At 35.1% G+C, this 24,775-nt stretch carries 18 protein-coding genes; 8 read left to right on the plus strand and 10 right to left on the minus strand.

The genetic code is table 11. The features are described 5' to 3' along the window. Positions 1 to 42: 42 nt before the first annotated feature. The 3 genes from NJT12_RS11855 to NJT12_RS11865 all read right to left on the minus strand — a co-directional run bounded on the left by NJT12_RS11855 (position 43) and on the right by NJT12_RS11865 (position 5,975). The gene (locus NJT12_RS11855; RefSeq protein WP_271336122.1) at positions 43 to 636 is read right to left on the minus strand and encodes a hypothetical protein; all 594 of its coding nucleotides are present in this window, start codon (positions 634 to 636) and stop codon (positions 43 to 45) included. Between the two features lie 212 nt (positions 637 to 848). Then, on the minus strand, positions 849 to 3,527 hold the full coding sequence (locus NJT12_RS11860) for a T9SS type A sorting domain-containing protein (protein ID WP_271336123.1): 2,679 nt from the start codon (positions 3,525 to 3,527) through the stop codon (positions 849 to 851). Between the two features lie 339 nt (positions 3,528 to 3,866). Then, the gene (locus tag NJT12_RS11865) at positions 3,867 to 5,975 is read right to left on the minus strand and encodes a M13 family metallopeptidase (RefSeq protein WP_271336124.1); all 2,109 of its coding nucleotides are present in this window, start codon (positions 5,973 to 5,975) and stop codon (positions 3,867 to 3,869) included. A gap of 285 nt (positions 5,976 to 6,260) precedes the next feature. Between NJT12_RS11865 and NJT12_RS11870 the strand changes: the two genes are divergently transcribed. Continuing rightward, positions 6,261 to 6,833 carry a Crp/Fnr family transcriptional regulator gene (locus tag NJT12_RS11870; RefSeq protein WP_271336125.1) on the plus strand — a complete coding sequence of 191 codons (573 nt, stop codon included), beginning with the start codon at positions 6,261 to 6,263 and terminating at the stop codon, positions 6,831 to 6,833. 95 nt (positions 6,834 to 6,928) lie between these two features. Beyond that, positions 6,929 to 8,026, plus strand: a complete 1,098-nt coding sequence (locus tag NJT12_RS11875) for an SDR family oxidoreductase (RefSeq protein ID WP_271336126.1) — start codon at positions 6,929 to 6,931, stop codon at positions 8,024 to 8,026. A gap of 67 nt (positions 8,027 to 8,093) precedes the next feature. Here the strand turns inward: NJT12_RS11875 and NJT12_RS11880 are convergent, their stop codons facing one another. Continuing rightward, complete coding sequence (locus NJT12_RS11880; RefSeq protein ID WP_271336127.1) at positions 8,094 to 9,482, minus strand: S41 family peptidase; 1,389 nt, start codon at positions 9,480 to 9,482, stop codon at positions 8,094 to 8,096. A 661-nt stretch (positions 9,483 to 10,143) separates the two neighbouring features. On the opposite strand from NJT12_RS11880, the gene NJT12_RS11885 reads away from it, so the two are divergent. From NJT12_RS11885 to NJT12_RS11895, 3 genes are all read left to right on the plus strand, one after another. Continuing rightward, entirely contained in the window at positions 10,144 to 11,385 is a 1,242-nt protein-coding gene (locus tag NJT12_RS11885; RefSeq protein ID WP_271336128.1) for a DcaP family trimeric outer membrane transporter, read from the plus strand. A gap of 31 nt (positions 11,386 to 11,416) precedes the next feature. After that, positions 11,417 to 12,466 (plus strand): type II asparaginase, encoded by a 1,050-nt coding sequence (locus tag NJT12_RS11890; RefSeq protein WP_271336129.1) that lies wholly within the window; start codon positions 11,417 to 11,419, stop codon positions 12,464 to 12,466. A gap of 157 nt (positions 12,467 to 12,623) precedes the next feature. Next, the gene (locus tag NJT12_RS11895) at positions 12,624 to 13,958 is read left to right on the plus strand and encodes an anaerobic C4-dicarboxylate transporter family protein (RefSeq protein WP_271336130.1); all 1,335 of its coding nucleotides are present in this window, start codon (positions 12,624 to 12,626) and stop codon (positions 13,956 to 13,958) included. Between the two features lie 74 nt (positions 13,959 to 14,032). On the opposite strand, the gene NJT12_RS11900 is transcribed toward NJT12_RS11895, so the two are convergent. The 3 genes from NJT12_RS11900 to NJT12_RS25080 all read right to left on the minus strand — a co-directional run bounded on the left by NJT12_RS11900 (position 14,033) and on the right by NJT12_RS25080 (position 17,641). Continuing rightward, positions 14,033 to 15,499 carry a glycoside hydrolase family 130 protein gene (locus NJT12_RS11900; protein ID WP_271336131.1) on the minus strand — a complete coding sequence of 489 codons (1,467 nt, stop codon included), beginning with the start codon at positions 15,497 to 15,499 and terminating at the stop codon, positions 14,033 to 14,035. Positions 15,500 to 15,776: 277 nt separating this feature from the next. After that, positions 15,777 to 16,544: a LytR/AlgR family response regulator transcription factor gene (locus NJT12_RS11905; protein WP_271336132.1), complete on the minus strand. Its 768-nt coding sequence runs from the start codon at positions 16,542 to 16,544 to the stop codon at positions 15,777 to 15,779. Further along, the gene (locus tag NJT12_RS25080) at positions 16,544 to 17,641 is read right to left on the minus strand and encodes a sensor histidine kinase (RefSeq protein ID WP_271336133.1); all 1,098 of its coding nucleotides are present in this window, start codon (positions 17,639 to 17,641) and stop codon (positions 16,544 to 16,546) included. Before NJT12_RS25080 ends, NJT12_RS11905 begins: the two co-directional genes overlap by 1 nt. A gap of 303 nt (positions 17,642 to 17,944) precedes the next feature. Between NJT12_RS25080 and NJT12_RS11915 the strand changes: the two genes are divergently transcribed. Together NJT12_RS11915 and NJT12_RS11920 are read left to right on the plus strand one after the other, a co-directional pair. Further along, positions 17,945 to 18,700 carry a hypothetical protein gene (locus NJT12_RS11915; RefSeq protein WP_271336134.1) on the plus strand — a complete coding sequence of 252 codons (756 nt, stop codon included), beginning with the start codon at positions 17,945 to 17,947 and terminating at the stop codon, positions 18,698 to 18,700. A gap of 88 nt (positions 18,701 to 18,788) precedes the next feature. Further along, a complete protein-coding gene (locus NJT12_RS11920) occupies positions 18,789 to 19,355 on the plus strand; it encodes a porin family protein (RefSeq protein ID WP_271336135.1) in 567 nt (188 codons plus the stop codon). A gap of 282 nt (positions 19,356 to 19,637) precedes the next feature. Here NJT12_RS11920 and map read toward each other — a convergent pair whose 3' ends face one another. Continuing rightward, positions 19,638 to 20,402 carry a type I methionyl aminopeptidase gene (gene map, locus NJT12_RS11925; RefSeq protein ID WP_271336136.1) on the minus strand — a complete coding sequence of 255 codons (765 nt, stop codon included), beginning with the start codon at positions 20,400 to 20,402 and terminating at the stop codon, positions 19,638 to 19,640. A gap of 608 nt (positions 20,403 to 21,010) precedes the next feature. On the opposite strand from map, the gene NJT12_RS11930 reads away from it, so the two are divergent. Then, complete coding sequence (locus NJT12_RS11930) at positions 21,011 to 21,394, plus strand: GreA/GreB family elongation factor (RefSeq protein WP_271336137.1); 384 nt, start codon at positions 21,011 to 21,013, stop codon at positions 21,392 to 21,394. 81 nt (positions 21,395 to 21,475) lie between these two features. On the opposite strand, the gene NJT12_RS11935 is transcribed toward NJT12_RS11930, so the two are convergent. Further along, positions 21,476 to 23,017, minus strand: a complete 1,542-nt coding sequence (locus NJT12_RS11935) for a hypothetical protein (RefSeq protein ID WP_271336138.1) — start codon at positions 23,015 to 23,017, stop codon at positions 21,476 to 21,478. 428 nt (positions 23,018 to 23,445) lie between these two features. After that, a complete protein-coding gene (locus NJT12_RS11940; RefSeq protein ID WP_271336139.1) occupies positions 23,446 to 24,183 on the minus strand; it encodes a hypothetical protein in 738 nt (245 codons plus the stop codon). Positions 24,184 to 24,775 lie beyond the last annotated feature (592 nt).

The following is a 24,775-nucleotide window of genomic DNA, read 5'->3' on the forward strand; positions in this document are numbered from 1 at the left end:
TAGATTGTGCAGGAGGGAACTGTATTTGAAACAGCTCCAAATTTATTCTTTATACAAGATAATTGTAGCTTTATATCCGGTTCCAACATTCCATTGACTGGATTTAATAACCGCTCCTTTATCATCAAAAACCTGAAATTCAGCTGTATTTGGTGAAGCGGAACCTTCGTTTAACGCTTCAAAATCAATTTTATTAATTCCTTTAACCAAATCTATTTTAAAACCCTGAAACGCACTTTCTAAAGTGACTTCTGTTTCAATAACTTTATCATTCAGGTAAACCCTGATTTTATCCCCGTCTACAAAAGCTGCATCACGATAACGCACTGTAGAAGTGGCTGTATTGGTTACATAACTTCCTAAGTATTCATTTCTTCTGTAAAAAATTCCCTCGACATTGGCCTCCGGTTTATACAGAATGTTATTTTTATAAAGATCATCCGGATTGATTTTTAAAACCGTCCCGTCTTTCAGAGGTGGCGTTTCCGGGTTTGGTGGCGTCTCTGGTGGCGGCAGACTTTCTTTGGTTTCAGAATTTTTGGATGGGATAGGCTTGTATTTATCCTTCAATTCTTTTTGTGCATATCCTTGCAGAGCAGTGCTCATTATAATAATCAGAAATAATATCCTTTTCATAAACTTTAAATGTTTTAATATATAAAAGCAATCAATCCTTAAATTTAAACAGATTAATTCTTACATACAAACATTTAATTCAATCATTTATTGTCTCGCCTAAAATTTATTTAAGAGTATTACGGAACTGTTGATTTTATCTGAAGTGTCAGTAATAAAAAACCTGATTTTCATTGTTCTTGAAAATCAGGTTCTTATGTCATTGTTGGAATTTATTGTTTAATGAACTTCAAATATTGTATCGTATTTCCGGTTTCGGAAACCTTTACCATATAGATTCCTTTAGGCAAGCTGTTTACAGGTACTTCTGAACTCGTCATGTCCTGAACTACAGTAGTGGTTTTTAATACTTCTTTCCCGAAAATGTTATAAACCCCAATTGCGACAGATCCATTTATAGGGTGATCAAATTTTATCCTGAAGGTTGATGATGCAGGATTCGGAAAAATATAATTGGTTGGTGTATTCCAGTTACAGAACGGAATATTGAATTTTGATCCTTGCGATATGGCATACAAAGCCGCATCAGCTTTAGGCAGTTTTACATTTAGCGTTCCTTGTGTTGAACTTGTAGTGCCGGAATACAATTCTTTGACTGTATAATTTCCGGAACCTAATCCAAGCCGACTTAAACTTATCGTATTTGTACTTGCATTATCACTGTAGTTAAACACTGCTACATAGGTGACATTGTTATGCGTGGCGGAGAAAATGTTGGCTGCATTGTAACCCGTATTTCCATCAGCAGGAATAAAATGCATATCTGCACGGGCAACATTCATAACATCATTATTTTGTAAAAGGTTTTGTGATTTAGCTTTCCAGGCTCCTTCCACAGAAAAATCGTCACCGCTTGTGATAGTACCCGTTACGACGCTGCTTAGTAGTCGGGCACGATTTTCTCCTATAGAAGCGTTGCCAAAAACCACGTGATCAGCATCGAGATAATCATATATTTGGTTTTGCCACCAACCATAAGTTGTACTATTTAGTGTATAATCTGTTTCACTAATACTACTGTAAGCATCGCAGGCAACCCGACGTACATGTACAAACGGTCCTGTTGCCAGATTAGGCGATATGGCTGCCTGAACCAGCATTGTCCCATTAATCTCATCGATCAAAAACTTCATTCCTTCCTGATACGCTTCCATACCGGTATGCAGTTGATTGTTCGCAAAACCATCTGCTTCGATACTCGCATGAGTCAAAAAGTCGATTTTTACCATTTCGAATCCTGCCGCTTTAAAACGGTTTATAAAATATTTTATTCTGGACTTCGTTCCCGGACTTGTAGGATCCATGGCATAGGCGCCATCAAGTTCAAAAGGATTCCCGTTGACCTTTGTCCAACACTGATCATAATTGTAAGAGCTTCCTTCGACCTGGCGGTTGTATTTGCCCCAATCTACAAAAGGCGCCCAGTAAATACCCGCTTTAAATCCTTTGCTTTTTGCATAGGTAACGAACTGTGCCAGCTGGGCATCCGTCATATTATCCCAATACGAGTCGAGGTCAATAAATAGTGTGTTGTCTTCGGTTTTATACGCCGGGCAATCATCATGAAAGAAATCTACAACAGCATTGGCCTTAGACAGAGTAATATTAGACTGCATGGCGCCCCAGCTGTTCCATCCGATAGGTTTAGGAGCAGTCCAGTCAAAAATGTATTTAGGTTGCATGGCAGCGTTGGCTTGCGCGAATTCCTCGAAACCTGTTCGCCAGTCCTGAGTTGCATTTATCATTACTTTCGGCGAAGGACAGCTTGTTTGTCCAACATTTACCCAACCATGATCACGGGTATCTCGGGTAACATCTTTCTTTGTCCATCCTGCAACTACCGAAACGTAGGCTGATGATGTGCCGCCGCCACTTACTGTAACGCCGGTTTTCCATTTTGTATGTTCCAGCGAGCCAATAACCAGACCTTTGCGATTGTTATTATTATAAATATTCGTCACCTCAGATGCTGTAAAATCAGCTGAGTTAAGGGGAAAGGCATTGTAGCGAATCCAGGCATCATTGTCATAAGGTACAAAAAGAGCCCTGGTGTCTCCACTGCCAAAGTTGGGTGTAACCTGATAACTCGTCAATGGAGACATTTTATAGCAGTTAGCTCCGTTTCCTGTAAGGACAACCTGTACAGCCAGATAATTTTTATTAGTATAGGTATAAAAAATTTGCTGCATACCCAATGTGTAATTTCCATTTAAAGTAAAAATATGCTTAGTTCCACTGCCAATATTATCCGTAAAAGATTCTGAGGTGTAAGTTGCCGAGGCGAAGTTACCACTCGCATATTTTTGATCGCTATAAGCATACGCTGACGCATTGGTAATTACCGTACTGCCATTGAATTTTATGTTGTACGTTTTATTGCTAAAGTTATAGACAATAGCATTATTATTACCAAAAGGCACTGTTTTTAGATTGGAAGAACCCATTGGTGTTAAAACAAATTTGTCCAGATTTGGAGCCCATGAACTCGTATTGTCCCAGAGAAGGGTAGTGGTTCCGCTGTTAAGATAAACACTTATATTTTTTGAAGCAGCAGTACTCCATCCGCCACTTGGTTCACACGGAATAGCAATGGTTGTAGCTGATCCGGCTGTTAAGCGAATAGTTCTGGGGTCGCCCGTGCAATAGAATAATTGCAGATTGTGCCAGCCTTTCGCCGTAACATTCACGTTTACCGAAACACTGCTTGTACCGCCCAAATTGCCTACTATTTTGCCTGAACAGGAATCACAGTTTTGTATATCGGCACTATTAGTGCGGACACCATTTTCGAATTCATAAGTTTGAGCAGAGCCATATATTGCGAATAACAGCAATAATGTGGTAAGGAAGATTTTAAATGATAATTTTTCTTTTGTAATTTTTTCTTGCATAATAATTCATTCTAATTAGTTAAGATGCAGTACTATTCTATACTGTGCTACAATGATAAGAAAAATATTAATATAACGTTAAAAAATAATCGATTTAATTATTTTGAATCGGTTTGTTTGATTTTTGTGTTTATTATTTATGGAAATTTTGATGAAAATAAAATTATTGTTTTGTCATTTTAAATTGTGACAGGCTGTGAAATCAGTCAGAAGTAGCTTTCAAACTTTAAAACAAGACAATTTGTTGTGGCCTGACAGGTACAAGATTGTAATTTTTGATACATATTCTATCAGGTTATATTTTTAGAGTGAGGACTGTAGAGTTGAACTTTGTTATCATTACCAAATGCGTACCCGTTCCTCCGGTGACAAATAAAGTTTGTCTTCCGGTTTTATATTAAAAGCCTTGTACCAGGCATCAACATTACGAACAACACCATTTACACGATAATCTGCAGGTGCGTGATAATCCTGCGATAACGTTATACGGTATGCTTCCGGAGTGTAAAGACTCCGATTGGTTTGGGCAAAAGATAAAAAGTAGCGTTGGTCATCTGTGTAGTCATTTAAAACTGAGGGAATATTTTGATGATCGGCACGATAAAGTTGGTAAGCCTCATAAGCAACGACTACTCCGGTCAGATCGCCAATGTTTTCTCCAAGCGTTTGTTTTCCGTTAACATGAATTCCATCAGACGAAAAAGCGTTATATTGATCAACAAGTTTCGTGGTACGTTCTTCAAATGATTTTCGGGTTTGTGGAGTCCACCAGTCACGCATTATACCATTACCATCAAACTTAGAGCCTTCGTCATCAAAACAATGCCCTAATTCATGTCCGATTATTGCACCTATCGCACCAAAGTTTACTGCAGGATCAGCAAAGGGATCAAAGAATGGAGCCTGCAAAATACCAGCAGGAAATTCGATCGAATTGTATAGTTTACTGCTTGTCGCATCTACAGTTTGCGGAACCTGATACCAATTTTTACTAGTGTAAACCTTTTGCAGCATCGAGCGTTCATTCTCCCAGTTCGATTGTGCAATAAGCTGCTCATTACCAATAGGATTTTTGATATCAAATTTTAACGAGGAGTAATCGCGCCAAACTTCAGGATATCCTATTCTTACCGTCACAGCGTCTAGTTTTGCTATTGCTTCTTTTCTGCTGCTGTCGTCCAGCCAGTCCAGTTTTTGCAGTCTGATAGAAAATGCCTTTCGGATGTAATCGACCAAATCCTTAGTATTTTTCAGGTATTCAGAAGAAAAGTATTTTTCGACATAGAGCTTCCCAACGACTTGCCCCAGACGATTGTTTACGTATAAAATTGATTTTTTTTCTCTTGAAGCATCATTTGTAATTCCACTTAAAGTACCGGAATAAAAATCAAATTGATTTTTGCGGAATTGCTCGGGTAAAAGAGTAGAATGATTCACAATCCAGTGAAACGCAAGATAAGAGGACCAAATGTCTGTTGATGTATTTGCAAATAAGGCCGCCTTTGCCTTTATTGCGGAGTCGGCCTGCAAGATTATTTCACTTACATGGTCTACCTGTCTGCTGGCCAAAAAAACTTTCCAGGGAAAACCCGGAGCATAAGTAGAGAGTTCTGATGTGGGCAACAAGCGTGAATTAATCTTGCTGTCACGCATTTGTGCAGGTGTCCATTGTACTGCTGCCAACTGAGTTTCAATTTCAAGAATATCATTAGCGCGTTTTTCAGCATTAGAAATACCGACAAGTTCAAAAGTACGTGCAATATATTCTTTATATGCCTTGCGATATCCCGGATAAAGACCATCTTGCTTTTCGTACCATTGCGGCGAGGGAAGTCCTATACCGCTATCACCCAATGCAACAAGAAATCGGCTTCTGTTATTGATATCAGGAGCTGTGTGAATAGAGATAATCGAAAAAGACTTTGGATTTGCCATCCACTTAGCAACGTCTTCGTAACTTTTTAAAGCAAGTATTTGTTCTAAATCCTGCTGAATTGTTTTAAGTCCCAGTTTTTCGATGTTGTCAGTATCGGTATACCCCAGATAAAGCGCTCCTACTTGTTTTATTGCACCTTTGCTCGTCTTGATTTTGGCTGCGCCGTCATGAATAATATAAGCTATTCTTTCGTCAATTCTATTTTTAGCTTCGCTATAATTACTAAATCCTGAAGCACCTGCCGGGATCGTTTTAGACTCCAGCCAGCCTTCGTTAACGTATTTATAAAAATCATTTCCCGGTAATACTTTCTTACTTATGAACTGAGTTTCGATTCCCCAATCTCCAAAAGTTGCTTTACCATTTGTAGCATCTGTTGTTTGGGCTTTTATAGTATAGGGATTAGAAAAAAGGAAGACAATAATACTAAATTTCCCTATCAGTTTTATCGACAAGGTTTTTGGGAATTTAGATGCAGTAAACAATTTTAAAAATTTGGTCTTATATTTCATTTTACGATTTTTAACGCGCCAAAGCTAGCTTTCGATTTTGAATTATGATTGTATAAATGCGAATAGATTTTTTTTAATTAACTAATCTATTGTGTTGAAAGCCTGAAATTGAACTTACGACTGATGTAAAAATATTATTTAAAAGTTAATAATGTTATAACTGATTGAAAATGATAGTGATTTCAAAAGTATGAGGCAAGGTGGTATAGGCTAGTAATCACAAAAAGCTGAAAAATAAATATCTTACATTTGTTTATTATAGTAATCAATTAGACAATATCCCGTATGTACGATATACTTTTCAAACATCTTGAAGAAAAAGTGAGCTTAACTTCAGGCGAAAAAGAACTTGTAGCCAGCTTCTTTACGCCTAAAAAACTAAAAAGGAGACAATTTTTGGTTGTGGAAGGGCATGTTTGCAAATATTTAAGTTTTGTTACAAAAGGTCTTTTAAAAGCGTATAATACAGATGAAAAAGGCAATGAACACATCAATCAGTTTACGCCTGAAGGTTGGTGGACATCAGATATGAATAGTTTTTTCAGGGGAGAAATTTCATTTTACAGTATTAATGCAATGGAGGACTCAGAAGTGCTGGTGATCACCAGTGAAGATTTTGAGAACCTAACGTTGCAGGTTCCTGTCATGGACCGGTATTTCCGCTTGCTTTTTCAAAACAGCTTAATTACAAAAGAAAGAAGGTTAATAAGTTCTCATACACATACTGCCGAAGAGAAATACAAGCATATGGTAGAAAAGAATCCCGATCTGATCAGGCGTGTACCACAAAATTTACTGGCTTCTTATCTGGGACTTTCTCCTGAAACCTTAAGCCGTTTAAAAAAGAATGTAATGTAGGGACAACAATACTTGATTTAGATCAATCGAATTTCTTGTTTTAGGTCATCTTTCCGAGCGTTGTTTTAGAAGTAATTTTGATAAAAATTTAAATTATGAATACTCAAAAATTAGCTACACCTTCTACAGATGACAACATAGCCCTGGTAGTTGGAGCAACCGGAATTGCAGGAAGTAATCTTGCCTCAAAATTGATAGAAAAAGGATGGAAAGTTTATGGTCTTGCCAGAAATCCAAAAAGTGATATTGAGGGATTATCCCCAATCGCCGCTGATCTATTGGACAGTAACCCATTATCTTCAGCATTAAAAGATGTTTTTCCTACACATATATTTTTTACTACGTGGATGCGAAATGATACTGAAGAAGAAAATATCAGGGTAAATAGTGCCATGATTCGTAACTTATTACAAGTTTTATCTGCTAAAAAATGTATTAAACATGTTTCGCTGGTAACGGGCTTAAAACATTATCTGGGACCTTTTGATTCTTATGCTAAAGGAACTTTGCCGGAAACACCACTAAGAGAGGAAATGCCCCGATTGGACCTTGAAAATTTTTACTATGCTCAGGAAGACGAAGTTTATGAAGCTGCTGCATTGTACGGTTTTACCTGGAATGTACATCGCCCACATACTATTATTGGTAAAACTGTTGGCAATGCGATGAATATGGGGACTACACTCGCGGTGTATGCAAGTATTTGCAAGCGTGAAGGTTTACCCTTGATCTGGCCGGGATCTGCTGAACAATGGAACGGAATCTCAGATGTTACGGATGCTAAAATTTTGGCAGAACAGCTAATATGGGCAGCAACAACACCCGAAGCGCACAATGAGGCATTTAATATAACAAATGGAGATGTTTTTCGCTGGAAATGGTTGTGGCCACAAATAGCGCAATGGTTCGAAATTGATTTTGAAGGTTACAATGGAACCATAAGGCCGCTTGAAAGTGTATTAAATGATAAACAATCAATCTGGACAGAAATTGTGCAAGAGAATGAATTAACGGAAAAAAATCTGAATAAGTTAGCCTCTGCATGGCATACCGATCTTGATCTGGGACGTCCGTTAGAAGTTATGACAGATATGTCGAAAAGCCGAAAACTTGGATTTACAGCCTATAAAAGTACAAAAGATTCGTTTTTTGAGTTGTTTACACAATTAAGAAACGATAAAATCATACCGTAAATTTTAAATACAAAACGCTCCACAATATGGAGCGTTTCGTATTTAAAATTATAAAAAAACAAAAAAACTACTTTTCTAAAAGAAACACTTTTTCAAGCGCTTTGTCTGTAAAACCATTGCTTGAGTAAAAACTATCATAAAGAGCTGTACGTTCTTTTGGGTAATTTATTTCATAGTTGGCAGGAATACCAACGCTCTCATAACTTTTATTTTTACTATCTGAATAGACTTCATTAGACAAACTGAATTCCCAGCCGTTAGGAAGTTCTTTCCATAATAACTCTGAAAATATTCCTGCTGTCGGAGAGCCAATTCGCACGATTTCAGGATAACTTAAAGTACCCAGTGTAAAGATTTCTGCTGCACTGGCCGTATTATGACTTGTTAGTACATATACTTTTTTACGGTAAGGATTTTGTGCAGGAACTAAATTGTAGTGCTGACTGGCGGAGAAACCCAGACGAGTTTTTGCCTTTACTGAAAGTATGGTTTTGTTGTCCGAAACAAAATGACCTAACAGTTTAAGCGCAACAGTTTCATATCCACCGCCATTAAATCTAAGATCAATCACCACCGATTCTGTATTTTTTAAATCATCAAGAATAATCTTCATTATTTTTTCGACACCATTAAGTTCATCTTCAAACATTTTCAAGGGAACTTTAGTTGTGCTAATTGTTTCGTATTTTTTGATAAAGTCTTTAGAATTTTGTTCTGAAGCAGGAACATAATCTGCAAAATTATTCATGTCGTTAATGATTATATATCCTGTCTTACTACTCTTCAAAAATCCCCATTGTATAACTCCATCATTATAGGATTTCATATTCTCAGCATATTTTTGCTGTAAATCTGCAATGACTTCTTTCTTGGATTTTGAAGGTTTGGTAACGGTCTGGGTAACTTTTGGATTTAAGGCTTTCGGGATTTCAAGACGAATATGTCCGTCATTCATCTCCTGGACAATTTCGCGAAGTATTGCAGCAAACTTCTGTTCTGTTTCAACTTTTTCAACTTTTGGCAAATAGTCTTTGTAAACCTGTTGCCATTTGATATTTCTCTCTTTAAAAAAGGCATAATTGTCATTGAAAGTAAGCCAGAAAATTTTAAAGTTTTTTTCGAAAGAAGGGTCTTTTACTGCAGTTTCTGTACAAAGAGCAGGCAGTTTATTAATACGTCTAAAACGATAATCTACAATGCCGCCCGGATTTAGTACCAACAAGCTGTCTGTTGCAGAAACAACGGAAAATCTACCGGCAAAATTTCCTTCAACAAATGCTTTGCAGTTTGCATTGTCGATATTATAATAAGCATAATCGGCATCTTTTATGGTCAGGGTACGATCGTAACCTTCTTGCAGCCAGAAACTATTTTGTACAACATTGATTTGCTGTGAAAATCCGGAAACTCCGCATAATAAAGTAGAAATAGCTAAAATTCTTTTGAAATAGGACATAGATTCTTTTTTGATTATTAGATGATTACTATTTTATTAAAATCACAAGAAAAACGAAAGAGTAATATCATCGTGATTTGAAAAAAGTAATTGAATATTCTTTTTTAAAGAGACATAAAATAAAAGAAGATGTTACAGTAAAGAAAAATTTAGCTTCAATTATAGACAAGTTTCAAAAACAACTTTAAATGATTGGATTATTTAAATGTTTAATTTTAACTCAATTTTTTTAATAAAAATGAATTATTTGAAATTTAACTAGGGATAAATTATATAGTACGCAATTATTTGAGAATAAACAAATGATATTTTGTAAGATTTTGCGGTATTTTTTTTATATTTGTGTGATCAGTGATTTTATAAAATAAATTCTAATACTAGAAATTATATGAATAAGATATCATTTTATCGGCAGTTTTCATTAGTCTTCGCTAATCGTTTAGTAATGGAAATAAAATTCATTCCTTTTGAATGTATTAAATCTTCGGTCAGCATTCGTATTAGATTCTTCGTACCGCGTGACATCTACACTTCTACGATTCTAATAATTTAATCTTTATAAGCTTCATACTGCGTCATATTCTGAATTTGCAGTGACGTTATAATTACCATCAATTTCAGTAAGCTGTCATTTAATCTATTTCTTCAATTTTTATTGATTATGAAACAAAACAAAATTTTACTGTTGATCATTTTTTGTTCCTGCATCTTATTATCCAATACTGTTAATGCGCAATTAATGGCGGTTGAATCTAAAGATACGCTGAATGGAAAACCAAAAGTTACAGCAAGACTTATAGGCAGGCTTAAACTAAATGGTATTTACGATATTAAGGGAAGTCTGAATGGTAATAGTTCTTTTCTTATTCATAAAAACGATGTTTCCGGTCTTGATATACCTGCTTTTAGTATGGATATGAGACAATCGCAATTGCGTTTTGTAAGCACTATACAATTAAGTAACGGTAAAGAATTAAAATCAATGTTAGAAGCTGATTTTGAGGGTGCAAACAATACTTCTCAGTTTAGGCTTCGTCACGCCTGGATTCAGTACGATCATTGGATGATTGGTCAGAACTGGTCAAATTTTGGGGATTATTCATTATGGCCGGCATCATTATTAGACTGGGATGGACCTACGGGAATGGTACTTTCCAGAAGGATTCAGGTTCGATATACAGCAAATTTCAGGAAAAATGGTCATACTTCTTTTGAACTTTCGGCAGAGTACATGGAACCGCGACGTTTGTATGATTATACTTTGAGCCCAGGTTATGGGGTTGATTATGCACCTTCAAGGGCGCCTGATGCTGTAGCAGGGATACGATATACTTTTGATAATGCTGGATTTATGAAACTTGCGGGACTTTATCGCAGTGTAGCTTATGATTCGCAGGATATTGCCACAGGAGAAACTGATTTTGATTTTGCTTCTAAAAACGGTGGTGGGGTTACCGCTATTACTAGTATATTTTTTAGAAAAAAATCAGGTTTAGTAAATAATCTACAAGCACAATGGACGATTGGTAAGGGGATAAGTGACTACTTTCTAGCCGTAGGAGGTTCGGGTCTGGATGGTTTCGCAAAATCTGATTTTTCAGGAAAACTGAATCTTCTGCCGGTACATGCGGGATTTATTTCTTATCAGAAATATTGGAATACAAAGTTTCACTCAATGATAATGACATCTTATAATCATTTTTATGAAGGAGCAGGTACTCAGGCGGGTTGGGATCAAATGACCAACTACCAATTTACACTTAATGCCTCTTATGATTTCTTTGATTATCTCACGATAGGGCTGGAGCCGCAAATTGGCTACAAAGAACTGCAGTATGATAATGGCAGCACGCAGGGAGCGAATGCTGTCCGGATCAATTTTGGAATACTTTTTAATTTCTAATAACAGGATTAACTTTATAAATATTGAAAAAATGAAAAAATTACTACTTGTATTTTTGTTGTGTATTGCAACATCTCTGGTTTTTGCCCAACAAAAGCCAAGAATTATAATTCTTGCAACGGGCGGAACTATTGCCGGCGAAGGAAAATCTTCGGATAGAGCGGGATACACAGCTGGTAAAATTCCTGTGTCAGATCTTATAGGCAGTATCCCAAGCGTAAATGCTATTGCAGATATTAGCGGGGAACAAATATCATCTGTAGGCAGTCAGGATATGAGTCTTGAAATTTGGAAAAAACTAGCTGTACGTATTAATGAAATATTTAGTAAAAATGAGGCCGATGGTGTTGTTATAACTCATGGTACAGATACTCAGGAAGAAAGTGCTTATTTTCTTGATTTGGTTTTACCGCATGAATTGCCTGTAGTAATTACAGGTTCTATGCGCCCTGCAACAGCTATTAGTGCAGATGGGCCTAAAAATCTTTTTGATGCCATTACGGTTGCTGCTGATCCTAAAAGTAAAGGACGTGGCGTATTAGTATCTTTTAATGAATCTATTTATGATTCGAGAGAAGTTACCAAAACGAGCACTACAAAAGTAAATGCTTTTAAGTCTCCGGATTCTGGCCCGCTTGGTGAGGTATATGACGGACGTGTGGTATATTATAAATCATCAGTGAGAGAAATTGCTAAAGAAGGACCTTTTGGGGTAAATGCAAGTACAAAATTGCCTAAAGTAGAAATCGTTTATATGTATGCTGATGCATCTCCTGCTTATATTGATTATCTGGTGAAACAAAAAGTTGACGGTATTGTAATTGCTGGTGTTGGCAACGGAAATTTTTCGAAAGCTTTTACTGAAGCTATAAAAAAAGCCACTAAAGCGAATATTGCAGTATGTCGTGCGAGTCGTTGTATCGAAGGCAGAGTGGTGCTGGATGGCGAAACGAATGACAATGAATTAGGAACTGTAGTTTCAGACAATCTAAGTCCGCAGAAAGCAAGAATATTACTGATGCTTGGGCTTACCAAAACAAAAAATAAAAAAGAGATACAAGATTATTTCTTCCGTTTTTAATCATTTAATAAATAACAGTGGAGTAAATATTGTAAACAAAATGACTTTTCTGAATACAGGCCAAAGAGGTTTTAAGTACAATTGGCAGTAGTACAGCATCAGCAACTTTACTTATTTAGCCTATAAAAAAAGCGTATTAATCCTAAATTATCACTTCATGATACTATTACAGTTTGCAATACTTATGGCAATGATCCTTATTGGGTCGCGACTTAAAGGAATAGGTTTGGGGGTTATGGGAATGGTAGGGTTGCTTATTTTTGTTTTGTTTTTTCATATGCGTCCGGCAGAGCCGCCTATAGCAGTACTACTTATTATTTTAGCCATTGTTACCACAGCCGCTACATTACAGGCTGCAGGCGGTTTGGATTATTTGGTGAGCATTGCCGAAAAAATTATTCGTCGCAATCCTAAGTATATCACATTTATAGCGCCTTTTACGGTTTATTTTTTATGTTTATTTGCGGGTACGGCACACATTGTATATTCGCTGCTTCCTATCATTGCCGAAGTATCTGCCAAGAAACGAATACGACCGGAACGACCGTTGAGCATATCTGTTATTGCATCTCATATGGCGCTTACAGGAAGTCCTATGAGCGCAGCAACAGCATCATTGGCTGCGATACTTGCTTATTCTACAGCTGTTGTAGATATAATGAAAATATGTATTCCTGCTTGTTTGATAGGAATAATTGCCGGTGTAATTTCTGTATGGAAGAAAGGCAGGGAGCTTGATGAAGATCCGGGATTTATCGAAAAAATGAAGGATCCTGAATTTGCAGAAAGTATAGACAAAACATCAGAATCAAACAGGGAATTAAAACCCGGGGCCAAAACGGCTGTTTTTATTTTTGCAGGCGCCATATTACTAATTATATTCTTTGGCGGTTTTCCGCAATTTCTTCCAAATGTTGGTCCAGGCGCGGCAGGATTTGCAGTAGGAGCAGATGGCGCAATTAATCTTACGGCATTAATAATAATAATCACACTTTCAGCTTCGGCATTGATAATGATTATAACAAAAACATCTGCTGTATTAGTATCAAAAATGAGCTTGTTTACCTCAATGGCTACCGCAATTGTATCCGTGCTTGGTGTCGTATGGATGAGTGCTACTTTTATGGGCGCGAATGAAGCTTTGATAGAAAGTACTTTCAGGGATATTACATCAGAGTATCCTTTTACTTTTACCTTTGCATTAGTTATTATGGGCGCATTGACTTTTAGTCAGGCCGCTACTACGAGGATCATGATGCCAATAGGATTGTCTTTGGGAATTGGACAGCCACATCTTATCGCAATGTTTCCTGCTGTTAATTCAGATTTTATTTTACCGGGTTATCCTACTTTGGTTGCTGCCATGGACTTTGATCGTACAGGTACAACCCGTATTGGCAAATATGTAGTGAATCATAGTTTCATGATTCCCGGTATTGTTACTGTTGCTGTTACAATTGCTTCAGGTTTTTTTCTAAGTATGTTTTTATAATATCAATTAATAATTTGTTTCCTGAATTGAACTGTAAATTTCAGGAGAACAAATTATTATTGTTTGTGATTTAATTACTTGCTTTTTTTCAAAGCATCGATAAGATCCACCATATCGACTATAGCATAAGTAGAGGAATAATCAGATACGGCATAAGGTAATATCAAGCTGTTATTATGAATAATGGCACCACAGGAATAGACCACATTAGGCACATAACCTTCTCGTTCATCTTCCAGCGGTGAAAGCAACGGTTCTTCAAGTCTTCCAATTTCTTTAGACGGATCGTCAAGATCAAACAATGATGCGCCAATACAATAACGTCTCATTGTACCCACACCATGAGTAATAACAAGCCATCCTTCTGTGGTCCATAGTGGAGATCCGCAGTTTCCTATTTGTGTAAACTCCCAGGTATAACGTGGTTCTTGCAGAAGAATTGGCGTATTCCATTGGGTAACTCTGTCAGAGTACATAATATAATTGTTTACGCCATCTATTCTGGCAAGCATTGCATATTTGCCTTTTATTTTTCGGGGAAACAAAGCAAGATTTTTATTTTGTGCCCCAATACCATGTAGTGGCATGACTCTAAAGGTGTAAAAATCTTCGGTAGAAATAAGTTTGGGTAATATTGTATGACCATTATAAGCCGTATAGGTCGCCATAACACGAGACGAATTATCATCATCTGTAAAACGTACAAAACGGGCATCTTCGATACCACGGCTTTCAGAGTCTGATATCGGAAATATAACACGTTCTGTAATATCAGAATCATGTTTGAATTGCAGGTCATAAAACGAATCGGCTAACCAGATGATTTCTTCGAGCGCTGTTCTTCTTTCCTGACGAATCGATGGATCGCTTAGGGTTGTATTGACCATACTTTTTAATACTGCAAACTCAAATTCATCGGGCAGATCCTGCATGATTTGCGCGATGTATTTATCCTGAGTATGCATTTCAGACAATTTCAATAGAAATCGCTCTTTATTAAATAAGGTTTTATGCTCAATCTCGGCCTTATCAATGTTATGACCAATTTTCATTACCTGAAGGTTATTGTCTTTGTCAAGAATCCCTCTTCTAAAAACAATTGATGAGATATGACCTTCTCCGGTTGCGCGAAACGAAATTATAACGCGTTTTTCTCCCAATTCTAAACCAGACTGATCAAAATCTTCTATAATAGAGGGATTAAAAATTGCAGCAGATTCTATTGCATATTCCATTGTACAATAAGAACCAATCAGCATTTTTCGATCCAGAGAAATGGCTTCATAATCTATTTGCATTCCTTCTATTACGGGTCTTATTTTTTCGCAGTGTCTAAAAAATATAGCCGAAATATTTCGATGGCGTCTCGCAAACTCGCGTAGAGTTTGTTCCAGTGTTTCTAATACCTGCTTTTCATCAAGCATCATTATTCGGGCAACCATTTGTTGGGTTCGCTCATCACCATTTATAAAATATCGGGCAACAACTCTTTTGGAATCTGGGGTAAATTTTATATTTTTTCGGATGACCGGTACTCGCATAATAAGTATATTTTTTATGTGTTAGAAAAAGTTACTTCAGGAATTTTATGTTATGTTCTTTTTAGAAAAACGCACATTATTACCTGTTTAGTGTAGGATTAAGGTTGTATTTTAATACTAATTCTATACAAGTTAGTGATTTTTGTTAACGAAAAAAAAACTTTTTATTTTTAGTTGCTCAAATAATTACTTGCTTTAAATCACTAAATACCAACGATACCGGTCTTTTAATTGTATTTTGATGTAGACTATGACAAGAATTATAATACAATATTTGTCAGTAATCTAACCATAATTTAAAAGCAGGAGCTTTTGTTCTGCTCACAATAATATCTTCTTCTTTATTATGTTTTATTTTGAGTTTTAATTTACCATTAAAAAAATTATGTAGATTTTCTATCGAATTTACATGTATAATATACTGGCGATTTGCCCTGAAGAAATTTTTCGGGTCTAGTTCCTGTTCCAGCGTCTCTAAGGTTTGTGATACGACAACTTCTTCATTGTTAAACAGTTTTGCATAATTAATATTCATATTCGAATAAAAATAAGCGACATCTTCTGTATTAATTTTTCTGTAACCATCGCGATAAGGAATCAAAAAGCGTTTTCGATATTCTTTTGGCTGTATATAAGCAAGAAGCTCTTCTATTTGTGGTTGTTGGCCCGCAGGTTTCTTTGAGGAATTTTCGAATTTGATTATAGCAGTTTCAAGTTCTTCTTTTTCAATAGGTTTAAGGAGATAATCTATGCTGTTGTACTTAAATGCTTTAATGGCGTATTCATCATAAGCTGTAGTGAATATAACAGGACAAGTTACTTCAGCGAGATTAAAAATCTCAAAGCATAAACCATCTGCCAACTGTACATCCATCAGGATCAGGTCCGGACATTTATTTTCAGACAACCAGGATACTGTCTTTTTTACGCTTGGCAAAACATCAAGAATTTCTGTTTCAGGTCTTATTTTGAGAATCAAACGTTTTATTCTTTCTGAGTTTAATTTTTCGTCCTCGAGGATCAGTATTTTTTTTATTGTATTCATTATATAAGGGGTACTTTTACAGTGAAAGTTTGATCGTTCTCTTCTACTGATACTTTCCTGTCACTTAATAAAGCATAGCGACTGATAATGTTTTTGAGTCCAATTCCTGTAGAAGGTGCTTTTTTTATACGTGGCAAAAGGTTATTAGATATTACTAACTCATCATTCTCATTAGAAAAGACATGAATAATCAACGGATTTTCTTCTTCTGTGCGGTTATGTTTTAAAGCATTTTCGATAAAAAGCTGAAGTGTAATAGGAGGGATCGACATATTAAGTTTCGATTTATCAATATCAATCAGGAAAGTACATCCGTCACCAATTCGGTTTTTTATTAGAAAGAGATATGCATCCAGAAATTGGAGTTCTTCGTGTAGTTGTACCAGTTGTTTTTTTGAATTTACCAATAGATAACGGTATACTTTTGCGAAGTTTTCTGTAAAATCATATCCTAATTGTTGGTCTTTTAGGATCAATTCAGAAAGGACACTCAGATTATTGAAAACAAAATGAGGATCAAGCTGTAATTTAAGGGATTGCAATTCAATTTCGGCGGCTAACTGCTTATTTTCGGCAGCATTTACTTTGTATTCAGCAGCTTTTATGGTGGCATTTTTCCAGTTTCTTAATAAAAAATCACCTGTATTCAAGGCACTTATCATCAAGGACCAAAGGATGATCGAAATCATTGTATATAAGGCTTGTCGAAGCCCTACGTTCGCATGTGGTGTGACTGAAGGTTTTCCTAATAGATAATATATTACAGCCAGACTAATAATAATAAATAAGGCACCTAAGATTTGAAAAATTATTTGAATCAATAAACGTCTTAGAGGATGTATCATCCATGATATTTTTTTTTCCAGGATTCTGTCGATAAAAAGACTTAACATCAATATGGTGACACAAAAAAAGAGATTCGCCAATATATCTATAATGATATTTTGATGTGGCATATTTATGTAAGCATTCCAGTATGAAGAAGGATATATGATAAATATACTGGCATAAGAGCCTATAAAGACAAACGTAATTAATAATAGCGTTTTTAGTTTACTCTTTTTTACCTGAACAGTTATTTCTTCGGGATGATTCACAAGATTTGTTTTTTATTGGATACCAAATATTGGTTCTATTTCTTTTTGAGGGTACAAATAAAAGAATTTTGAAGCAGTTTTAATTAAAATTGGGTAAGTTTTATAAAATCTAATTTTTATTTATTTCTATGTTAACGTGCTATTTATAAGGGGTTTTAGTAAAAACAGCCAATGCAAATTCAGTTCAATACCTCAAATTGACAATTCACCATACAGATTCGTCGCTTCACTGAATAATTTCTCTGCAAAAGAGATGTTAACAATAATTTTGCGCCATAATAATAACAAATACTATATCTAAAAATGGAAAAAACAAAAGTAATGGCACGGACAGATTTTAATAATTCGAAAACAAATAATGAAGCACAGAATAGAACAAATACATTGATTCTTTTCTTTTTGGTGCTATTTACAGCTACTGTTTCTGCACAGAAATCGAAGGTAATGGATGCTTTTTTTAAATACGGAATCGATTCTGGTATTCTTAATCCTGAAAAAACTAAAAGACCGGATAACTATGCATTCGATTTTAAGCAAACTATAATAACCAGCGCAAGTGAGGCGGTTACAATTGCTAAATTCGACCCTGCTAATTCAGGAGCAGAACGCTGGACGGTTGTTTCAGTAGACGGAAAAAATCCTTCTAAGTCTGCCGTAAATACCTTTAGAAAGAACCAGAGCAAAGAGTCTCCAGCTTTGAAGGCAGAGGATGCAAGTTTTAGAATAGAAAAGGAGACTGCAGATCAACTTGTTATTAGTTACAAACTCGATCCTTCGTCACTTAATAAGGAAAATGGTTTTATAAAAGATTGCCGATTTTATATGACAATTAATGTTAAATCTAAAAAAATGGATCAAATACAAACGCTTAACGAGAAACCGGTAAAAGTGGCTATTCTTACCGCTGATAAGTTTGATCTTGTTGTAAAATACAAATGGGATGATCAGGCAAAACAATACCTTCCTGTGCATGAAAAACTTACAATGGAAGCTAAATTTATTGGGCAGGCTGCCAATGTAGAAACGATTACTGAATATTCTAATTATACTAAAAAATAATCACTGACTTCTTGCAAAGTAGTGGGTTACTAAAACCCGCTGTTTGCATAAAAAAAGAATATTTAGTTTAAAATTAAAAATTAAAAACATGAAAAAAATAATTGTTATAGCAGCGCTATGTATGTCTGTGTTTGGTTATAGTCAGGTACATATTGGGGCAAAAGCAGGGGTTAATATGAATAAACTTGATGGTGAAAATTTTAATAGTAATTTCGAATTGGGTTATCAGTTGGGTGGTTTCGCATATGTGAACTTTAGTGATTTTTTAGGTGTTCAGGGAGAAGTGTTGTTCAATCAGACTAATACTAAAATTGCTGACAGCTATAAAGATATTTTTGATAATGCTTTCAAAAAAAATAAAACCCTGAATTATGTAAGTGTGCCAGTATTGCTTCGTTTGAACAGTGAGGGATTGATTACAGTTGTTGCAGGGCCGCAGTTCAGTTTTTTAACCAGTGGAAACCAGAGTGTTCTTGAGAATGGTAAAAAATTGTTCAAAAAGACTGATTTTGCTTTTGTGGCTGGTACCGAAGTTAATTTAAGACCGGTGACACTTTATGCGAGATATGTTTGGGGATTCTCTGATGTGACTGATTTTGGATCGAAGGCTAACAGTCATCAAATTCAGGCAGGACTAGGTCTTCGTTTGTTTTAGTAGCGGTAATGAACAGCTGTAAAATAATAAAAGGATTGCTTATTACCCTGGTGATCCTGATTTTATCTCTGTGTATGCTGATTGGCAGAGGACTTCATTTTGTTCTGAAAATGAGAACGACATTAAACGAGAATATAACTTGTCTGGTTTTATACTAAGAATGATACTTTAATAGTGTAATGTTTTGGATTTTTTATAAGTTGCCAAAAAGCAAAACCTCCGGAATCTTTTGATACCGGAGGTTTTCTCATTCTTAAAAGTAAGCGTTTTTATATCATTTGCTTAATTCCATATTTCATTCATTTCTGTTAATATGATGGGTTTGCCATCAGTAACAACAATAGTATGCTCATGTTGCGCCATATAACCACCCTTGTTACCCACCATTGTCCAGCCGTCTTGCAAGGTTTCTGCAATTGTAGAAGTAGTTGAAATAAAGGTTTCAATCGCTACTACAGAGTTCTTTTTGAATCTTGTCTGATTGAATTTATCTCTGTAATTCGCTATTTCATGTGGTGCTTCGTGAAGACTTTTTCCAATACCGTGACCTGTTAAGTTTTTAATGACTTTGTAACCTCTTTTTTTAGCTTCGGTTTCAATTAGATAACCAATGTCAGAAATACGAACACCGCCTTTAATATTATGTATTGCTTTATGCAAAATTTGTTTCGAAGCCTCAATAAGTTTTTGGTGTTGGTTCACATCAGTTCCAATAACAAATGATCCGCCGTTGTCTGACCAAAATCCATCCAGCTCTGCCGAAACGTCAATATTAATTAAATCACCTTCTTTTAGTATTCTTTTGTCTGATGGTATGCCGTGACAAAATTCATTATTGACACTTATGCAAGTCCATCCCGGAAAACCATAAGTTAAATAAGGAGCCGATTTTGCGCCTAAATCATTCAGGATTTGTCCGCCAAAGTCGTCTAATTCCTTTGTGGTCATACCAGCCTTGGCAAAGTTTCTCATTTCTTTTAAAGTAAAGGCAACAGCTTCGCTAGCCTTTTTCATTCCAATTAATTCGGATTCAGTTGTGATAGACATTTTTCTTTTTTCTTTAAATTAAAGTTTTATATTTTTTAGTCTGACCGCTAACGAACTTCCCACAGCCTTATGAAGTTGCCGGAATTTGGCAACTAAGAAGTATTTAGAGTGACGGAACGAAGTTATGAAATATTTTTTTTATGGATAAACTGACTGGATATTTATTTATAAATCTTGAAAAAACGATACCGTGATTTGATAATCAGTACTAATAAAATACGTTCAGTGAACTCAATTAGTTCTAAATGTTTCACTTAAATTTTTTAGTGTTTTTTCTTTCAAATAAAAGGGTTAACTTGCAGAAAATTAAATGCATTTATAATAATGACTATTTCAAATTTTTATTTAACTAATAATCACTTGATGCGCCTTATAGGCACGTTGTTATATTTGCATGACGATACTTTCTTAAAAAGTTCGAAAGAGTTTATTAATTAAGCCCTGTCAAAACTCTGGACAGGGATTCTTTTTATTCAGGCAGCTCATTTATTTAATCTTCAATTTTCATTTAGGATTAGGATATCATTGAATTTACCATACACATGAGCTATAAAATGTTCAATGATGAGTTTATATCATACCTATGAAAACGGAGCAAACAGAAAGTTATGTCACAGTCACAAAATATTATTTTAACAACAGGAATATACGATTTAATTAAAGATCACGTAAGAAGAAAAAAAGTAACAGTTGAAGAAGAAGTATTATTGCTTCATGAACTTAAAAAAGCCACACAGGTACTAAGAAGAGATTTACCGGAAGATATCGTTTCTGTAAATAGAAGAGTAACTTATAAAGATTGTGCAACCAATGAAGAAAAAACAGTTGTGTTTGTAGGTCCTGAAAAAAACAAAGTAAGTAAAAACAGAATTTCTATACTTTCTGATGAAGGTATAGCGATGGTAGGATATAAAGAAGGTAATGTTGTAGAATGGCCTGCTAAAAAAGGAAATCTAAAACTGGAAATCTTAAAAGTAGAAGAAGTTGCATAACGAGCTTCTTTAAATTATAAAAAAACATCCCATAAAGAATTTTTCTTTATGGGATGTTTTTTTATAATTTAAGCGAAAGGATTAATTATCACAGAAAGATCCTATTTGTTTTAAATGTCTTTCGGTCTGGTATTTATTAAAGTTGTCCCATTGTGGAGGAGAACTTGTTTTTTGTCCGTACATAGCATCCAGACAAACATTGTTGTCTTTGTATTTGTCATGTAATACAGCTAATATTTTAAAGAAGAATTGATCTAACATTACGATAGCTTCAAATTCAGATTTAAGAGTACTGTAATTACTGTCTGATGGATTTAGTATTTGCAGTAACTCTAAAACTTCATTCTTTTCGTCTTCCTCTATTTCAGTTAGATAACCCATTTTTAAAGTTTTAAAAACAAGATTATTCCAGGCTTTGCTGTCATGTCCCCATTGAACATCAGGGAGATTTAAAGAGTGCTCACAGATTAAAATAATAGAAAAAAGAACATCATTCAGGTATTCTGCCGGAAACTCATCAAAGCTTCTGAATTCAAAACCGCTTTGGTACATTTTTTCCTGGTTAAAATCAAGACCTACTTCTGATAACATTTCATATTCCATGTCAGCTTCAATCTGATCGCGCCACCAAATGTTTTCCTCTTTTTCGAATTTCAGCAATTTTCTAAATTCATCTACATTATAGGTAAGGATCTTACCTTTTGGCATTGCTTTATTATAAGTTCCAACGCCTATGTAGCGGGACATGGCATTTCGCATTGAACCTAAAGTAAATTTTTTGTCTAAAGTGAATTTATCACTAATAACACCCATAATATCAGGGCTGCCAAGAGTAGCTATAAAAAAAGGCTCAAACCATTGCAATAAATAGATGGCATTGGCATGTGTTTTTTCAAAATCATTATAATCAACAATTCTGCTGTCTTCAGTTAGAGAAGGCAAAGTAATGTGAAAATGGTACGTTCCGTTGTTAAACAAAACCAGGTTTTCCTGATTGGTCATAAACATGTTAAGACCATTATTGTAATCCGGAAAATTTAATTTTTCGTTTAGAACTGAAGATTCATTGATTTTATCAAGGAATAATTTTTTGGTCGCTTTTAGTTCTTTACAAGAATCAGCTATTGTTCTGTTTTCAAAATATTTGGTTACAAATTCGATAGAATCCCCATCAAAATGTACAGAACCCATTGTTTTGTTTCTTTGGGTAATCATACTTTGAATGTTGTAGGGCTGATCCTCAAGGAAAAGTTCCATTATCGATTTTCCAAGATATTCAGGATTTTCAAGCGGTTGTGCAGTTACTTCACCATTTTCTGTATCAATCAATGGTTTTATTGGTGATAATGTCTTGTGCTGATAGTTGATGTCCAGTTTTTCAAGTGAGTGACTGTTCATCATTCGGCTTACTTTATAGTTTTCCGTCAAGCCAAAAGCTTTTTTCAAAACAGGCGCTAAGCTTTCTGGTTTGTAACATTTTCTATAGTCAATACTGTATTTTTCAAAACCAATCTTTTCTTGTATAAATTCACCAGAGACTATTAAGGGATCTTCAAATTGTAAGTAAGTTTCGTTTTCTAATCCTATTCCCCAATAATACTTTTTTGTCTGATTGTCTTTCATTTATACTAATTTTCTTTTTATGGTTTATTAAAATATTTAAAGCTTGTTTTTTATTCGGATGTAATTCCAGTGTGTTAAAATAGGAGACAGGAAGCCTCATAACGGATTAAGCATATTTTGCCTCCATTATAAAAGTTCTTGTTTACTTTTAAAAATATAGGAATTTATATTTTAGGAATTTTGCACTTGTATCGACTAGAAGACCAATTAAGTAGTAAAATTTTATAATGAAGTTATAAAATCACTATCGCTATTAATCGCTTTTGCATCAATAATTTAAGCAAGGGAATAGCTAAATCACAACTTTTGCTATTCTTGTTTTTTCCAAGTTGCAAAAGTAATTCTTTTTTATGTTATTTCCAAGTACTTAATGTATTGGAAATCAATAATAATTTTGAAGACTGAACAATCGGCGTTGTTGTTTTTATTTATTCGTGGTAATAGAGCACGTAGGAGGAATATAACTCATCATTCCACCAATCTTTTCTCACTTCTGCAAAGTAATTATAATTTAACTTTCCTGCTTGTGACTGTAGTGGATATACTACAATGTCATTTTCACGATACGCTTTATGTGTATCAGTTTCGGGAACAACAGGAACAATATGTCCGGAAAGCCCTTTTTCTTTTCTTTTGGCACAAATTATTCCAATTCCGCCATTAGCATTTACTTTATTCTGCATTTCGTCAACAGAAAACATTCTTTTCCATCCAAAACTTGCTCCCCATTCTAAAAACCAATCGTGTAGTGCGCTGGAATAAATGCGATCAACAGTTTGTTCGAAAATAACTTCTACTTCCTGTCCCTGCAAAACTTTTTCCAGAGATTCCGGTGTCCACCAAACTGTTGGCAGATATACTTTAGAGAAATAGCAATAATCATAAGAGTACACATTGCAGTAGGTATCTTCTACAGTTCTTTGGTATCTCAGATTATTTTCAACATCCAATTTATCAATAAGTCGCCCAATGCTTTCTTTTTTACTCGCAACATTTGTCAAATCCCTAAAAGGAATACTGGAATCCATAAGAGGTTTTTCTTTCATTTCCATAGAATCCAAACGGGATTCGGGATCCGGTAATAAATCTACTTTCGTTATTTGACTATTCGGTATTGGATTATCTTCCAGAGGTAACGATGCTACTGATAGGGTATGTTTTTCCATTTTGACTGCTTAAAATTAATTGGCCTAACGCTATAGTAACTGATTATTCGTACAACGTAATTCTATTAACCAAAACGTAAATATATTTTAAACTTTCGAAAGAGCTATAGAAAAAGAGAAAATTTAGAGAAAATTTACAATTAGTTGCGTTGTTAATTGATCATGTTTAGTCGTTGTAGGCAATGTTATTGAATTAAAAAATAACTAATAGGGAGAAAAAAAACACAAAGATTATCCTCTCGACGAAGAGATCTTCGTAAGAGAATTTAATCTTTGTTGAGTTTCGCGTGTGATCTCTCCCTCTGGTCGAGATGACAAGATTGCGGCGACTTATTGAAGCGTAAATCTTTGTCAAAGTTTTGAACTTTGACAAAGATGATCATACCACATAAAGTGGCTCGGCAACAGTGCGTTTCCCCCGCGTGTGATCTCTCCCTTTGGTCGAGATGACAAGATTGCGGTGAGTTATTGGAGCGGAAATCTTTGTCAAAGTTCAAAACCAAGAGTGTAAGGAACTTTTGTAAAAAACTATTATTTTTATTTTCTGTATGTCAATAAATATCAGAAAATGCAAATCAGAACAGAAGTAAAA

The organism is Flavobacterium azizsancarii (genome assembly GCF_027980145.1).
Lineage (GTDB): Bacteria > Bacteroidota > Bacteroidia > Flavobacteriales > Flavobacteriaceae > Flavobacterium > Flavobacterium azizsancarii.